The 14714-nt window shown below is 40.8% G+C and carries 15 protein-coding genes; 11 read left to right on the forward strand and 4 right to left on the reverse strand.

All coding sequences use genetic code 11. From position 1 onward, the window contains the following. Window positions 1–25: 25 nt before the first annotated feature. The 3 genes from JCM10596_RS09055 to JCM10596_RS09065 all read right to left on the reverse strand — a co-directional run bounded on the left by JCM10596_RS09055 (window position 26) and on the right by JCM10596_RS09065 (window position 3748). The gene (locus JCM10596_RS09055) at window positions 26–820 is read right to left on the reverse strand and encodes a type II toxin-antitoxin system SpoIISA family toxin (RefSeq protein ID WP_025026850.1); all 795 of its coding nucleotides are present in this window, start codon (window positions 818–820) and stop codon (window positions 26–28) included. A gap of 123 nt (window positions 821–943) precedes the next feature. Continuing rightward, window positions 944–2845 carry a vWA domain-containing protein gene (locus JCM10596_RS09060; protein WP_025026851.1) on the reverse strand — a complete coding sequence of 634 codons (1902 nt, stop codon included), beginning with the start codon at window positions 2843–2845 and terminating at the stop codon, window positions 944–946. An 18-nt stretch (window positions 2846–2863) separates the two neighbouring features. Beyond that, entirely contained in the window at window positions 2864–3748 is an 885-nt protein-coding gene (locus tag JCM10596_RS09065) for an ATP-binding protein (RefSeq protein WP_025026852.1), read from the reverse strand. A 146-nt stretch (window positions 3749–3894) separates the two neighbouring features. Between JCM10596_RS09065 and ytxJ the strand changes: the two genes are divergently transcribed. Together ytxJ and JCM10596_RS09075 are read left to right on the forward strand one after the other, a co-directional pair. Continuing rightward, window positions 3895–4230 (forward strand): bacillithiol system redox-active protein YtxJ, encoded by a 336-nt coding sequence (ytxJ, locus tag JCM10596_RS09070; RefSeq protein ID WP_025026853.1) that lies wholly within the window; start codon window positions 3895–3897, stop codon window positions 4228–4230. Between the two features lie 102 nt (window positions 4231–4332). Continuing rightward, entirely contained in the window at window positions 4333–4887 is a 555-nt protein-coding gene (locus JCM10596_RS09075; protein ID WP_025026854.1) for a DUF420 domain-containing protein, read from the forward strand. 54 nt (window positions 4888–4941) lie between these two features. Here JCM10596_RS09075 and JCM10596_RS09080 read toward each other — a convergent pair whose 3' ends face one another. Continuing rightward, window positions 4942–5598 (reverse strand): hypothetical protein, encoded by a 657-nt coding sequence (locus JCM10596_RS09080; protein WP_025026855.1) that lies wholly within the window; start codon window positions 5596–5598, stop codon window positions 4942–4944. Window positions 5599–5692: 94 nt separating this feature from the next. On the opposite strand from JCM10596_RS09080, the gene JCM10596_RS09085 reads away from it, so the two are divergent. The 9 genes from JCM10596_RS09085 to hutG all read left to right on the forward strand — a co-directional run bounded on the left by JCM10596_RS09085 (window position 5693) and on the right by hutG (window position 14626). Beyond that, complete coding sequence (locus JCM10596_RS09085; protein ID WP_025026856.1) at window positions 5693–6283, forward strand: beta-class carbonic anhydrase; 591 nt, start codon at window positions 5693–5695, stop codon at window positions 6281–6283. Window positions 6284–6387: 104 nt separating this feature from the next. Then, the gene (locus JCM10596_RS09090; protein ID WP_025026857.1) at window positions 6388–6882 is read left to right on the forward strand and encodes a YhcN/YlaJ family sporulation lipoprotein; all 495 of its coding nucleotides are present in this window, start codon (window positions 6388–6390) and stop codon (window positions 6880–6882) included. A gap of 107 nt (window positions 6883–6989) precedes the next feature. Next, window positions 6990–7937: an EamA family transporter gene (locus JCM10596_RS09095; protein WP_051541246.1), complete on the forward strand. Its 948-nt coding sequence runs from the start codon at window positions 6990–6992 to the stop codon at window positions 7935–7937. Window positions 7938–8004: 67 nt separating this feature from the next. Then, on the forward strand, window positions 8005–8427 hold the full coding sequence (locus JCM10596_RS09100; RefSeq protein WP_025026859.1) for a hypothetical protein: 423 nt from the start codon (window positions 8005–8007) through the stop codon (window positions 8425–8427). A gap of 80 nt (window positions 8428–8507) precedes the next feature. Further along, entirely contained in the window at window positions 8508–8960 is a 453-nt protein-coding gene (gene hutP, locus JCM10596_RS09105; protein ID WP_025026860.1) for a histidine utilization transcription antiterminator HutP, read from the forward strand. A gap of 170 nt (window positions 8961–9130) precedes the next feature. Beyond that, the gene (gene hutH, locus JCM10596_RS09110; RefSeq protein WP_025026861.1) at window positions 9131–10651 is read left to right on the forward strand and encodes a histidine ammonia-lyase; all 1521 of its coding nucleotides are present in this window, start codon (window positions 9131–9133) and stop codon (window positions 10649–10651) included. Between the two features lie 13 nt (window positions 10652–10664). Further along, on the forward strand, window positions 10665–12329 hold the full coding sequence (gene hutU, locus JCM10596_RS09115; RefSeq protein ID WP_025026862.1) for a urocanate hydratase: 1665 nt from the start codon (window positions 10665–10667) through the stop codon (window positions 12327–12329). An 88-nt stretch (window positions 12330–12417) separates the two neighbouring features. Next, on the forward strand, window positions 12418–13653 hold the full coding sequence (gene hutI / locus JCM10596_RS09120; RefSeq protein ID WP_051541250.1) for an imidazolonepropionase: 1236 nt from the start codon (window positions 12418–12420) through the stop codon (window positions 13651–13653). Continuing rightward, window positions 13643–14626: a formimidoylglutamase gene (gene hutG / locus JCM10596_RS09125; protein ID WP_051541247.1), complete on the forward strand. Its 984-nt coding sequence runs from the start codon at window positions 13643–13645 to the stop codon at window positions 14624–14626. The genes hutI and hutG overlap by 11 nt, the downstream gene beginning before the upstream one ends. Window positions 14627–14714 lie beyond the last annotated feature (88 nt).

A 14714-nucleotide genomic window follows, 5' to 3' on the forward strand; every position in this document is an offset into this window, starting at 1 on the left:
TCTTCGTACTTTATTATATCATGTATTAGTGTGCTTGTACCAATTGGTTGTAGAAAAAGATCAAATTTATGATATTTGTTGTGTCGATTTCTATAACATTTTCTGCATTGGCGCTGAGGATAATCAATAAATGATGATCATAGCCGTATAGAGGAATAAATACATGCTTGCCATCTTTTACTGATTGTACATTGGCTTCAAGCAACTCGTCAATAATTTCATCTTTGTTTTCGATTGTAATATTGTATGTGTTTGAGGTCCTGTCTATCAGCGTAGCCAAGTCGGAAGATAGAATATGGAACTGATCGTCATCAACAAGTGGTAAAGAGTACAGCTTGAGAGAAAAATCAAATTCCTGAGTATATCTCGTTAAAAACAATTCTAGTTTTTCTAGATAGTCATGACCATTTTTTGCGGAAGGTAGTGTAATAGGATGACTATCTGTTTGCTGAATGATGGTTGTAAAGATGTTCGCTTTCCTATTCATATGCTGAATTCTCTCTTCGTTTCTTTGGATGTTATCAGCAATAGCGTTTGCGTGTTGGAATTCTGCGGACCATATCTTTAATATGTTGGGTGTTTGAAAAATACTGAGGTCAATAAAAATAATAAACGCCGTAAGCTGAAGCATGAGCTGCCAATCTTGATAGCTTATTTGATCTAGTAGAAAACCGCCAAGCAAGGCTGACACAAAGATGAAATAGAGCCCCTTTCTCAATAATCCCAAATGTATAGAGTAATAGAATTTATTGGAGATATAGCAAATGAGCGAAATACCAAGATAAACGACTAGTATGACAAAGAACACCTTCAAAAACAAAGAAACCCCTCCTTCCTTTGAAATATACATGGCAAATATAGTCTGACGATCTATTCTTTTACATTTTATAACGTTTGGAGTAAAAAAATCTAATCTTCTTTTCGTTTTTTAGTAAAAAAAGGATTATATGGATCGGAAAATCACTTTTTTGAGTAAAGAGGTGAGATGTTCAGGGAGTTGTCCTACATTTTCTACAAGTATATGCTGTTTCCCGTAAATGTTGCTCATTGTTTCACGATCCGTTTCATTTATTTCTCCATTAGCAAGAAAAAGACCTATCACTGTAACCCCTTTTTTACGAGCCTCTAAGACAGCTTGGTACGTATCGAGAATCCCATTATTGTCATATTGAGCGGCTGAAGGTGAACCATCAGAGAAGACGAAAAGAAAGCGATGCTTCTCACTTCGATGTAATAATTCTTTAACAGTGTGACGAATGGCAAAGCCATCGCGATTATCCTCCATCGCTTTCAATTGAACAATTCCAGCCCCAGCGTCTTTTGACAGAGCGTTTTCAAAAGAAATTACTTTTTGAAAATAAGTAGGGTAATATTCTTCTTTTACTTGATTGACATCCTCCCAAAAGCCTGTTATGGAATGGGGAATAGCAAGTCCTCGTAATACCTCATGAAACAAGGTCACTCCTTTTTTGGTTTCATCCATCTTATTGTACATAGAGGCTGAGCAATCAATAAGTAGAGAGAAGACAGCATCGATTTTAGAGCTTGGATGCTGTTTTTTATAAAATAACCTTGGATGTTCTTCGGTAAGGAGGCGTATTATTTTTTTATCAAGTCTTCCCCAATATAGATCCTGCCGTGGAGCATTTCTTTTGAATTCCAGCGTTTTCAGGATCGATTGCCGAATGTTCTCTTTGACCCCAAAGATGTTGGCAACCAAACCTCGGTACAGCTCTTGTTCCTCGACAGTAGGTTTTTCAGCTTGGACGGATACAAGAGCTGCGAAGGCATTTGCTTTGCCATAGGGATGCTCCTTGACTTCGGAAGCATGAGTAAGCATCTCATCTAGTACTTGTTTGGAAAAATCATTTTGTTCAGCTTTTCCTGTTTTCCCTTGTACAGAGCCCATTGCTTGATCGTCTGTTTCCGACTGACGAGCAGCATCACCGAGCATTTGCATTTGGGTTCCTTGCTCCAATTCAAACTGTAAGAAGCTTTGGGTAGGCTGAGAGGTTTCTCGATGCCATGTTGGAAGCTTATCTTCAGCGTTAAGCGAATCTTCTGGAGACTCGGGATTTTTATCTATGTTCTTTAATGGATCTACCCTGTTTCCCTCTGTATGTTTTTCTCCAGAAGAAACATAATTGTCATTACTGAACAATATGAATAGATCAGAATATGAATCTGTAGGGAGGAGAAATTCCAGGCGATTCATTAATGAAAGACAAAAATCGACCAGCTCCTGTGTTGAACTAGCTTCATAGACGGTCATCCATTCATGCATGAGTAAGGATAGAATATCTTCAATCTCTGGTGAAAAATGAAGAGATAGAGGATCTTCGTCTACTGAATAGCAATATAAAGCACAGAGCAATGCATCTGCTAGATGTTTTTGAACGAGAAAACTAGACATTTGCTCGGCATAATGCTTGCGATAGATCTCTTTACGTTTCAGAAATGCGGAATGCATCCCTTTTCGTAACGTTTGACAATGTTCCAAAAGACGTAATTCCTCACACAACGCTAAGAGCTGAATGGCGAAGCGAGGTTTTGTGCTTTTTTTACAAGCCTCTTTGTATGTAGCTATAGGCTCAAACTGGGTAAAAGAGTATTGTCCCAAGGAAGCTAGATAGACGTCACTGAGTAACCCCATCTTCTTATCATGCTGGGGAAGTTTGTCCCAGAAGCGACTTGCAAATACTTTGTTTTGCCATGGATCGTAGTAAGATAAAAGGGAATAATCTACTTTTATCTCCCTGTTGCGTGATAGGGTTTGTGCTAGGTCTTCTAGCTGCATATGGAGAAAAGCATCAAAATCATTTTCTACAAAAGAAAGGAACTTCATGTTTAATCACACTACCTTTTAGAACAAAGTATCCATAATATTTTGAACGAGAGCTTGTTCACGTTCATCTTCTAGCTTCTCAATAATAGCACGTTGGATCGCTCGTTTCGCTGGAAGGTAGACGGCTAGATCAGCAGCATCTAGCAGGGCACGAATCGAGGCAGCCTCTTCAGAGAGTTGTCCCTTTTCTGTTTGAAAAATCAAATCTGCTGAAAGCCGGACAAAGAGCTGGATCATATCTTCATTCGTCAGCTTGGAGTGAAGGCGAATCAGATCTTTAAGCAGCTCCCCTTGTAGATAGGGAACATGAATAATCACGAATCGATTCTTTAGGGCTTCATTAAGTGGAACGGTTCCGACATACCCCTGATTAATGGCTGCAATGACTTTAAACTCTTGCTCAGCTTGCACAACCTGACCTGTAAAAGGGTTCGTAATACTGCGTCTATAATCCAATATCCCGTTAAGAATGGGAAGTGTCTCTGGCTTCGCCATGTTAATTTCATCAATATACAGGAGATGTCCTTTCTGCATTGCTTGAATGACGGGACCAGGAGTAAATTCAATCGAAGGTTTCCCATCATGATGCTCTAGAGTTTTAAAGCCTAAAAGGGCTTCTGCATCTAAATCTACGGAGCAATTGACCATATGGAGTGGTTGGTGAAAAAAATAAGATAACCATTCTGCTAATCTTGTTTTTCCTGAACCCGTTGGTCCTTGTAGTAGAATATTTTTACCAAGGGCGAGAGCGATGACTGTATCGTATATAAGCTCATGACTCGGGGGTGTGTAGTAATTAGAGCCAATGTAGTCCGTGTTATCCACTAGATTCTGTTTGTTTCGTTCTCTTATAGCATCAATCGTACGTTGAATGTCAGTAGGTAATTCTAGTTTGTTTATCATAGGAATAAGGCACCTCAATCTTTTTTACATTAATAATGTAGCTATCATACCATAGGAAAGTCAGATGAACACGCTCAGGCATGTTCTTTGCCAAATGTTTCTAGATGTGATATTTATGTAGTATAACAAAGAAGGAGGATGATGCAATGTCTGCAATGAAGGAAATTACACAAGTAGAAGAATGGAATCAATTATGGGGAAGCGAAGATTCATATGCCATTATCAAGCATAGTACCATCTGTCCAGTAAGTGCTGATGGGTTAGAGCAGTTTGAAAAGACGCTTGAGGAATTGAAGCAAAAAGGCTTTACCCCCTATCTAGTTAAGGTAAGGGAATCAAGACCTGTTTCCAACCAAATTGAACAAGACACGCAAATTAAACATGAGTCTCCGCAAGTTCTCATTGTTCAAAATAAAAAAGTAACTTGGAATGAATCGCATTGGAGAATTACGCAAGATGCGATACTAGAAGCCGTAAAATAATGGAAAGGTATAGCGTTCATCCTATCCTTAACCTAGACAAATCTTGATGTTTTCTTTACAATGAGTGATGATAAAAAAAGGAGACAGAGGGAGTTAAGACAAATGAAGAAAAATAAGGACGAGTCAATCAATGCCGGAAAACAAAGGAACTATACACCCCTGATCATTGGCTTATCGATCGCCGTTAATGTTCTTGTGGTGATCCTCTTCTTTTTACCCGGGAAGACCGATTTCGAGCATTTTGATTTGACCATTTTGCCGATGATGAACGCTATATTTAACAGCTTTACTTTTATTTTTTTATTGTTTGCATTATTTGCTATTAAACAAAAGAATATCAAGCTGCATCAACGATTTATTTTTGCAGCCTTCACCACCACATTCTTGTTTTTGATTACATATGTGACCTATCACTATCTTACGGAGTCGACCCCATTTGGTGGAGAAGGATGGATTCGAGGGGTTTACTTTTTTATTCTCATTAGCCATATTTTATTAGCTATTATTATCGTTCCCTTGGCTCTTGTTTCTGTAGCAAGAGGATTAAACAGACAGGACGAGAAGCATCGAAAGATCGCCCGTTGGACCATGCCAATCTGGTTATATGTAAGTTTAACTGGGGTTCTTGTCTATCTGATGATTTCACCCTATTACTAAAGTAAAGGAAAGTGCCCCTTTGTAAAAGGGACACTTTCATCTGAACTTCACTAATTATTGTGAATACCCATAAGGGGATTGCACACCAGAAATTTGCTGTCTAACTTGCTGAGGGTTGGTTCCAGCAAATCCTGGTTGCATAATGGATTGAGTACCACCAACGTACTGTTGACCTACTTGTCCATAGCTATACTGCTGATTGGTTGTTTGGGCAATGTTTTGTCTAACTTGCTGAGAATTTGTTCCTGCGAAACCTGGTTGAAAAATAGCCTGAGTTGGTGATGAGGAATACCTAACTTGCTGTGTTTGAGGAACGTTTACTCCAGTATAGGGTTGATGTTGGGCAGATTGGGTATTATACTGCCTAACCTGCTGAGCATTTGTTCCAGCAAATCCTGGTTGCATAATTGCCTGAGAGCCTGCATACTGCGTTTGGCTTCTATAGGCAGGGTTTACATTGCTACCAATGTATTGATTTGGATTAGAAGCTTGAGTAATGCTTTGTCTGACTTGTTGAGGGTCAGTCCCAGCAAAACCAGGCTGATACACTGCTTGAGTTCCAGCGTATTGTGTTACAGGTCGATATTGTTGCTGTTGTACGTTGCTGGCATATTGAGGCTGCTGGCTATAGTAACCAGTCGTTGTTCCTGTGTATCCAGCTTGATTCATAGGTTGTTGTTGATACATGTTACTTTGATAGTAGTTATTCATAGTAGTAACACCTCCTGTATGTATTATCTACATATGTTTTTTCATTAACTCATGAAATAAATGGAATGAAGTAATAAAGTGGAGGTGGTGAAGTATGACCTTAATTAAGGATATTCTTAGCTATAATAAGCAGTTTGTTGAAGAGAAGAGATTTGAACCGTATCAAACCTCAAAATATCCAGATAAACGATTCTGTATTCTAGCCTGTATGGATACCAGACTAATCGAGCTTTTACCACAGGCATTAAACCTAAAAAACGGCGATGCGAAAATTATTAAGACAGCGGGGGCAGTTGTATCTCATCCTTTCGGGAGTATCATGAGAAGCATCTTGCTTGCCATTTATGAGTTGAATGCTGAGGAAGTGTTTGTGATCGGTCATTATGACTGTGGGATGGGCTGTGTAAACCCGAACAAGATGAAATATAAGTTTATTGAGAGAGGAATCCCTGAATCGACCCTGCAAACCATTGAATATTCTGGCATTAATCTGGAAGCATGGTTGAAGGGCTTTGATAGTGTGAAGGAAAGTGTGAAAAATAGTGTAAATATTATAAAAAATCATCCCTTGATACCAGAAAATATTCTGGTTCATGGACTTATCATTGATCCGGCGACTGGAAAATTAGATGTGGTTGCTGAAGATCAGCATACGAGTAAAGGTCAAGGAGTTAAAGCTATTTAGCTTAACTTCTTTTTTTTGCTATCTATTTCTTATGCTTGGGTAGGGAAGGCTACATATAAGACAAATTGTGTGTCTTATACTTGCACCATTGATGGAGGTATTCAATGAAGAAGTTACTGCTGATGGTCCTATCTTTGCTTATGATGATGCTGCTCACGACAGGGTGTATAGAATACGCAACTCAAGATGACGAAGGGATGAGGAAGCAATCTCTGGGAGTAGATCGACAGATTCAAGATTTTCCAGGTAGGGATCGCACTAGAGGACTAGGAAGAAACAGGCAAGCAACGGAAAATACAACTGATCTTGCTGGTAGTAGTGGCACAACAGGCTATGGTGGGACGGTTGGACAACATACAAGGGGATATAATGACGATGCTCCAGAATTGTATCACAGGCATAGACATGGGGAGATTGAAAACAGGATCTCCAACATACAGGGGATCCAGGACTATAGTGTCTATTATTATAGAGATGAAATTGTTGTTTATGTAAGAACGAAACAAGACGCTGAAACAATAAAAAGACAAATACGCCAAGAAGTTGAGAAGCTGCAAAATGGTCAGCAATTAACCATTAATCTGCTCCCCACTTATTGATAACAGACATTCACCATAAAAAAAAATCAACCATTTTTAGGGCTATCCAAGTGGGTAGCCTTTTTAATATAATGTTTTTATTGAAGACACAGAGAGGATTCGTTGTAATGAGTAATAGAGCAAAAGGATATCTGATGGTCATATTTGCCGCTATCTTCTGGGGATTATCTGGAACCGTAGCGCAATTTTTATTCCAACATAAGGGCTTTGATGCAGCGTGGCTGGTCACAATGAGGTTAATCATTGCTGGAATTATTCTCCTTGTTTTCGCTTCGCACGATTCCACACAGAGTATATTTACAATCTGGAGGAGCCCTCGAAATGGCTATTCTCTCCTTGTTTTTGGAATCATGGGAATGGTTGGAGTACAGTATACATACTTTGCCTCGATTCAAGAAGGAAATGCGGCGGTTGCTACTTTGCTACAATATTTGGCGCCAATGATTATTATGCTATATGTTATCAGTGTAGCGAGAAAGCTGCCTAGTATCATTGAAGCCATTGCCTTGCTCTTAGCGTTGACAGGGATATTTTTATTGGTCACTAATGGGACAATTCAGGGTTTGTCTGTATCAAAGGCAGCCTTGATTTGGGGGATACTATCGGCAGTAGCTCTTGCTTTTTATACCTTATATCCTGCACGATTGCTTGCCCAATTTGGTTCAGCAACGGTGATTGGCTGGGCAATGCTTATAGGAGGAATCGTTTTAAGTGTGTTTCGAGCTCCGTGGGAGATGGAAGGACAGGTATGGTCCTTTTCTGTCTTGCTTTGCGTTGCTTTTATTATATTTTTTGGAACGTTACTCGCTTTTTACTTATATTTGGATAGTCTACGTTATCTAAGAGCGACTGAAACGAGTATGTTAGCAACAGCAGAGCCTTTGGCAGCGGTAATAGCATCGGTGATCTGGCTACAGACTTCCTTTGGCTTCTATGAGATGCTTGGTGGTCTATGTATCATGACCACTGTCATTATTTTAGCCATACCACAAGAGAAGAAGAACATAGAACTGTCTCCAAGCTTGAAGCAAAAGAGTGATCCTCATTCACTATAGAAAATTTCGTTATTTTTCTGTTTTTTGGCACATATGATGGAAAAAACAGAAAGTAGGGAAAAGAGCAATGAAACAAAAACCGAAAGAAGAATATGATAGAATAACGAAAACCTTTCTATCTCCAGAAAAAGTAGAGCGCTATCATCAATTGCTGGCGCAGTTGAAAAAAACGGAAAAAGAATTGGAGGAGCTGAAGCAAGGGTTTCATCTCTATTTTGACCACCATGTGGGACAGGGTACTAGAGGGGAAGAGAATGTAGGGGACTTTACAGTGCAGAGACAAATAAGGGAGTCTACGAGGTATGATGATCAGAAAACAGTAAGAGTACTGGAAGAGTTGCAGCTTTCAGACTGTATCATCGTGACCAAGAAACCTGATTCAGAAAAGGTGGATGCAGCTTTAGCCCTAGGGCTCATTGCTGAACATCAGTTAGTTGATTGTCTAATTCAAAAAAGAATACCGGCTATTTTAGTGAAAAAAGTAAATTGACTTCCGTTGGTAGAACATCTACAATAATAGTAGTTATTAGATATCAGTGAAGAAAATGCTTGTTAGAATTGAGTGAAAGTATGATAGATAAAGTAGATCACCGTATTGGAAGAAACGCGATTCTCTTGGCTATTCAAGGACAAAGTGAAGGTGATTCACCATTTCTAGAGGCGTTAGTATCACAAGGGTGCCGATATTGTCAGGGGAAAGTAGGTTCAATGGATGCGCACAAAGTCGTTGCTGCCATCGAAACAGCAGCAAAGAAGCAAGGTGTCATCCGCACAGATGTATATCGTGAAACCCATGCGTTATACCACGCGATCATGGAAGGTCTTCATGGAATCACACGAGGTCAAATTCAGCTTGGTACTGTACTTCGCACCGTCGGATTAAATTTTTCCGTTGTCCGCGGTCGTCCTTATACGAACGAAGATGAAGGGGAATGGATTGCTGTTGCCGTCTATGGCACGATTGGTGCTCCTGTTAAGGGATTAGAGCATGAAGCCATAGGTTTGGGAATCAATCATATTTAATTGAATAGTGTATGCCCATAGTTAATAGTTAATAGGGGGCTATATCTAAGGAAGAAAATGGTTAACACCTACTCTTCTTGATGGTATAGTTCCCTTTTTGCATCTTCCTTTAGTTAGGTAAAGCGTGATAGGAGATCTATTAAGATCTATTAGAGAAAGGGGAATGAAAGATGGTGATTCTTACTGGGAATACACTGACATTAAATGAAGTGTATCAGGTCCTGCACCTTGGTGAAATGGTAACGGTTCCAGACGATGTCTGGAAAAAGGTAGAGGCAAGCCGAGCAATGGTTGAGGATATTGTTGATCAAGGAAAGGTTGTATACGGAATTACAACAGGCTTCGGAAAATTTAGTGATGTGCTGATTGAGAAAAAAGATGTAGAGGATCTGCAATTAAATTTAATTAGAAGCCATGCTTGTGGGGTAGGGGAACCTTTTCCTGAGATCGTGAGTCGTGCGATCCTGCTTCTACGTGCCAATGCCTTACTAAAAGGTGTATCAGGTATACGAAGAGAAACGATTGAACAGCTGCTGCTGCTCTTGAATCAGCATATACATCCCGTTGTCCCGCAGCAGGGATCACTCGGAGCTAGTGGAGATTTAGCGCCACTTTCGCATGTTGCCTTGGCATTGATTGGAGAAGGTGAAGTGTTTTATCAGGGGGAACGAACCTCAACCGGTCATGCCTTTCAGTTGGCAGGAATTCAACCGATTAGCTTAAAAGCGAAGGAAGGCTTAGCCTTAATTAATGGTACTCAAGCTATGACTGCTATGGGAGTGGTTAGTTTTATTGAAGCAGAGCAACTGGCCATTCAGTCTGATATCATTGCCTCCCTTACAATTGAAGGATTGCAAGGAATCATGGATGCTTTTGATGAGCTGATTCATACTTCTAGAGGATATCCTGAGCAAATTGAAGTTGCTGCACGGATTAGAGAACTATTGCAAGATAGTAAGCTGACAAGCCAACAAGGTGAGCTGAGAGTTCAGGATGCGTATTCCTTACGTTGTATCCCTCAGGTACATGGAGCAAGCTGGCAGGTCTTGGGGTATGTAAAAGAAAAGCTGGAAATCGAAATCAATGCAGCAACCGATAACCCCTTGGTCTTTGATACTGAGAAGAAAGTTATCTCAGGAGGGAACTTCCATGGTCAACCAATCGCTTTTGCCATGGATTTTCTTGGAATCGGAATGGCTGAGCTAGCGAATATTTCTGAGCGTCGCGTTGAAAGGCTAGTCAATCCTCAATTAAATGATCTGCCTCCATTCTTAAGTCCTGAGCCTGGTCTGCAATCAGGTGCTATGATCATGCAATATTGTGCTGCTGCACTTGTTTCAGAAAACAAGACCTTAGCTCATCCGGCGAGTGTGGATTCAATTCCCTCTTCCGCCAATCAAGAGGATCACGTGAGTATGGGAACCATTGGCTCAAGACATGCTTATCAAATTATCCAGAATTGCAGGAGGGTATTAGCGATTGAATTGATTTGTGCCTTGGAAGCTGTTCAATATCGTGGAATTGAGAAAATGTCGACAAAAACCAGAAGAGTCTTTGATAAAGCACGTGAAATTGTCCCTGCTATTACAAAGGATCGTGTGTTCTCAAAAGATATTGAAGCGCTTACATTATGGTTGAAATTTGAAGGTCAGAAGATCGTTGAAAAATATAATCAAAAACAAGGGGTATAAGGAGGAATTAATGATGGAACAAGTTCAAAGAAAAATTCAAGCGCCAAGAGGTACTCAGTTGGAATGTAAGGGTTGGGAGCAAGAAGCTGCTTTGCGCATGTTAATGAACAACTTAGATCCTGAGGTTGCCGAAAAACCAGAAGATTTAATTGTTTATGGTGGTATTGGAAAAGCAGCACGAAATTGGGAATGCTTTGATGCCATTGTCAATAGCTTAAAAAACCTAGAAGCGGATGAATCATTATTAGTTCAATCAGGAAAGCCAGTGGGAATCTTCAAAACTCATCCAGGAGCTCCGCGAGTCTTGATTTCAAATTCGGTTTTAGTGCCTAAATGGGCAGATTGGGAAAACTTTCAGCAGCTTGAAGCAGCAGGACTCACGATGTATGGTCAAATGACGGCTGGGAGCTGGATCTATATTGGAACACAAGGAATCCTTCAAGGAACCTATGAAACCTTCTTAGCTGTGGCTAATGAACACTTTAATGGATCATTAAAGGGAACCATTACTCTTACGGCAGGATTAGGAGGAATGGGAGGGGCACAACCATTAGCTGTGACGATGAATAAGGGTGTCGTTATTGCGATTGAAATGGACCCAGAGCGTATAGAGAAACGAATTCAAACCCGTTATTGCGATAAAATGACTTCTTCTGTAGATGAAGCCATTGCTTGGGCTCTGAAGGCAAAAGAAGAAGGAATTGGACTCTCGATTGGTTTAGTAGGAAATGCTGCTGAATTACTACCTGAATTTATCAAGCGTGAGGTTCAAATCGACATCGTGACGGATCAGACCTCAGCTCATGACCCACTAAATGGATATATTCCAAGCGGATACTCATTAGAGGAAGCAGCAAAGCTAAGGGCTTCCAATCCTCAGGAATACATGAAATTAGCAAAACAGAGCATGGCTGTACATGTTCAAGCGATGCTAGACCTACAACAAAAAGGCTCTATTGTTTTCGACTATGGAAACAATATCAGGCAAGTAGCAAAGGATGAAGGAGTTGAGAACGCTTTTGCTTTTCCGGGGTTTGTTCCTGCTTATATTCGTCCCTTGTTCTGCGAAGGAAAAGGACCGTTTCGTTGGGTAGCTCTATCAGGTGATCCAGAGGATATTTATCGTACAGATGCTTTGATTAAAGAACTATTCCCAGATAATGCAGGGCTACATCGTTGGATCGACATGGCACAAGAAAGAATTGCGTTCCAAGGCTTACCTTCACGTATTTGCTGGTTAGGCTACGGAGAGCGCGTCAAGATGGGGCTGGCGATCAATGAACTTGTTAAAAAAGGAGAATTGAAGGCGCCAATCGTCATTGGAAGAGACCATTTAGATTGTGGCTCTGTTGCTTCGCCTAACCGTGAAACAGAAGGAATGAAGGATGGCAGTGATGCAATCGGTGACTGGGCTGTCTTGAATGCGCTCATTAATACGGCTTCTGGAGCTAGCTGGGTTTCCTTCCATCATGGAGGAGGAGTAGGGATGGGGTATTCTCTACACTCAGGTATGGTCGTTGTAGCAGATGGCTCTGATCTAGCACATCAACGTCTAGAGAGAGTCTTAACGACTGATCCTGGAATGGGAATTATTCGTCATGTAGATGCAGGCTATGAGCTAGCAGAGAAGGTAGCTGAAGAAAAAGATGTCAAAATTCCAATGAAGCATCAAGAATAGTCAATCTCAGTACAAAAAAGAAAGGAGTGCAAGACACTTGAGTCAACAAATTGACACTCTACTAATTAATATCGGGCAATTATTGCCAATGGATCATGCACAGGGACCTGTAAAAGGGAAGAACATGAACCAGCTTAACGTGATCGAAAAAGGAGCACTTGGCATACATGAGGGCAAAATTGCTTATATAGGAACGGAAGAAGAGGCGCTTCAACTGGAGCAAGAAGGAAAACTGCTCATTTCAGAGCGACTGGACTGTCAGAACAAATTAGTAACACCAGGTTTAGTCGACCCCCATACTCATCTAGTCTTTGGAGGGTCGCGTGAACATGAAATGGCTCTAAAGCAACAAGGAGTTCCTTACTTAGAAATCCTAGCTAGGGGTGGCGGAATTCACTCGACTGTCAATATGACTAGGGAAGCCTCTACCGAAGAACTGATGACAAAGGCATTGTTTCATTTAGATCGAATGCTATCTTATGGTAGTACAACAATTGAAGCGAAGAGTGGATATGGGTTAGATCGTGAAACAGAACGTAAACAACTTCACGTGCTTCAGCAGGTACAGGCTAAGCATTCCGTGGACATTGTATCTACTTTTCTGGGGGCTCATGCTATTCCTCCTGCTTATAAAGAAAATCCAGATGCATTTCTCGATGAAATGATGGACCTATTAAAGGAAGTTAAGGAACAAAATCTAGCTACCTTTGTAGATATTTTTTGTGAAGAAGGGGTATTTAGTGTCGAGCAATCTAGAAACTATCTGCTTCAAGCAAAAGAAATGGGCTTTCAGCTTAAAATCCATGCAGATGAAATTCACTCTTTGGGTGGGGCAGAATTAGCTGCAGAGATAGGTTGTATTTCTGCTGATCACCTTGTAGGTGCGTCGGATCAGGGAATTGAAGACTTAGCGAAACAAGGCGTCATAGCTGTCTTGCTACCAGGGACATCCTTTTACCTAAGTAAAGGAGTTCATGCTCGTGCTCAGCTCATGCTGGAAAAAGGAGTGGCTATCGCTCTTTCAACGGACTTTAATCCCGGTAGTTCACCAACTGAAAATCTTCAATTTATTATGAATTTAGCGGCTCTTAATCTAAAACTAAGCCCAGAAGCCATTTGGAATGCGGTGACGATCAATGCAGCCCATGCGATTGGTAAGGGAGAGGAAGCAGGGCAATTGAAGGTAGGACGTGGAGCAGATATTGTCATCTGGGATGCACCTAATTATCATTACATTCCTTATCACTATGGTGTGAATCATGTGCATACTGTGATCAAAGCAGGAAAAATAGCGTATACGGGGAGAAATGGGTATGTCAGCTAACAATGTGAACTATTTGGTTCCTGCAGGCAAGGGAAAATTTAATGATCGTGGGATCTCTCGTTTTGCCGAAATCGTGCAATCATGGGATGGACAAAAGAAGGTGGAAGGGTTTGGAATTGTGGGTGTTCCTCTATCCAAGACCTCGATTAGTCACTCAGGAGCAGCCTTTGCACCTGAAGCGATCCGAAGAGCGCTTTCCTCTTTCACTACCTACTCTATTCAAGATGAAATTGATTTGAAGGATGAACGGATCTGGGATATGGGAGATGTCCTCATGCATGTTACGAATTTGCTTGATTCACAGCAGCGAATTGAGAGCGCGCTAAGTGAGTTGTTTCAAGCACACCCGCTCATGACTCCGCTGATCCTAGGAGGAGATCATTCCATTAGCTGCCCGAGCATTAAGGCGTTCTCTAAAGGCTATAAAAAAGTGGGAGTTATTCAATTTGATGCTCATCATGATCTTAGAGAAATCAAAAATGAGCATGGGGGTCCTTCTAATGGAACCCCATTCAGAGGTCTGCTTGAATCAGGAACCATTTCTGGAGAAAACTTAGTTCAAATAGGGATACGTGACTTTTCTAATGGAAAGCTATACCATGACTATGCGAAGGAACAAGGAATAAAAATCTATACGATGAAAGATGTTCGTGAAAGAGAGATTATTCATATTTTAGAGGAAAGTGTAAGCTACTTAGCTCAAAAAGTGGATGCCATTTACCTGTCCGTAGATATGGATGTCTTGGATCAAGCCTTTGCTCCAGGATGTCCTGCTATTGGTCCAGGAGGAATGGATAGTTCACAATTAATGAGAGGGATTGAATATTTAAGCACAGTGCCGCTTGTTAAGGCAATGGATATTGTTGAAATTGACCCAACCCTAGACATTCGAGATATGACAAGTCGAGTGGCAGCCATGCTGTTGATCCTTTTTGTCAAAGGCAAAAGAAAGTTAGAGCACCCGACCCTCTAAGCCATTCTTTCATCTGTTGTTGTGGCACAGTAGGAAGTAAACTCGGTACGGACTCATGTACAGACTTGGGATACGTTGGCATTCATCT

The organism is Caldalkalibacillus mannanilyticus JCM 10596 (assembly GCF_000615945.1).
In the GTDB taxonomy this organism is placed as follows: domain Bacteria; phylum Bacillota; class Bacilli; order Caldalkalibacillales; family JCM-10596; genus Bacillus_AT; species Bacillus_AT mannanilyticus.